The following is a 1,256-nucleotide window of genomic DNA, read 5'->3' as shown; positions in this document are numbered from 1 at the left end:
CCAAGCTGCTCATGCGGTGGATGCTCCTGCTGCGGTAGTGGGGCGGAGGTAGGCGTACACGGTCTCGCGACTGATGCCGTACTCCGCAGCGAGCGTGGACTTGCGTTCCCCGGCGGCGGCACGCTGGCGCAGCTGGTCGGCCTGCTCGGTGGTCAGCGCCGGTTTGCGGCCGGTGTAGACGCCACGTTGCTTGGCCGCGGCGATGCCCTCGCGCTGGCGTTCCAGGATCAGGGCCCGTTCGAACTCGGCGAAGGCCCCCATGACGCTCAGCAGCAGGGTGGCCATCGGGGAGTCCTCGCCGGTGAAGGTGAGCTGTTCCTTGACGAACTCCACCCGCACGTTCTTGCCGGTCAGGGTCCGCACGAGCCGGCGCAGGTCATCGAGGTTACGGGCGAGCCGGTCCATCGAGTGCACGATGACGGTGTCGCCGTCACGGACGAACGCGATCAGCTCGTCGAGCTTCGGCCGGGCGGTGTCCTTGCCCGAGGCCCGGTCGGTGAAGACCCGGTCGACGTCCACGCCGTCGAGCTGGCGCACGGTGTTCTGCTCGACGGCGCTGACCCTGACGTAGCCGACCCGCACCCTGTTCACCCTTTCCGGCCCGATAATGTCAGGCTGGACTCTATGGCTCCGCCGGACAAGCGTCAAGAAAGCGCGCAGATGGCCCTATCCTGACGCGGCTGACCTGGTGCAGCCGAATGTGGTGTTGGGGTCTACCCCAACGCCACGAACACTGTCGCGTGCATGCTGTACGTCCTTCCGCCGCATGGAATGCAGCAAAGTCCGCCGCATGGAATGCAAATGCGGCTGTGGTGAACAGGTGAAGGGAAACCGGAAGTTCGTCAACAAGGAACACCAGATGGAATGGATAATCTCTGGCGGTGCCCGCGAAATTGGCGCCTTGATGCCGATTGAGGCCCGCCGAGCCGGCGGCCGGACCGCTGGCACTGCCCAGGTCGCGTCGGGAGCGCTGGCTAAAGCTGGGCGCAGAGGCGCCGAACGCGCGGGAGATTGCCATCGAATGGCCGCGCCGACGAAGCGGTGACGAGTAGGTCGGCCCGGGTCAGCGTGGCTGAGTCGGCCCGACACGAGGCGACCAGCGCCAAGGTTCAGGTATGAGTCCTTCGCGCAGGGGACCTCGAACCTTGACATGACACTGTAGATCGGTCATCCGCATCAGATCGACGATGTTGCGGTGCAGCGCCCGCGTCGGCGGTGCGTGGCCGGTGCTCACCCCACTGACCAACGCCGCGGTG

1 protein-coding gene is annotated in these 1,256 nt (G+C 66.2%); it reads right to left on the bottom strand.

Going from position 1 to position 1,256, the window contains the following annotated elements:
• Positions 1-9: 9 nt before the first annotated feature.
• Positions 10-591 carry a recombinase family protein gene (locus tag AB0H52_RS32020; protein ID WP_357952039.1) on the bottom strand — a complete coding sequence of 194 codons (582 nt, stop codon included), beginning with the start codon at positions 589-591 and terminating at the stop codon, positions 10-12.
• Between the last annotated feature and the right edge of the window lie 665 nt (positions 592-1,256).

The organism is Micromonospora sp. NPDC050695, assembly GCF_040654415.1.
Lineage (GTDB): Bacteria > Actinomycetota > Actinomycetes > Mycobacteriales > Micromonosporaceae > Micromonospora.
This window is presented reverse-complemented; position numbering and strand designations above follow the sequence as displayed.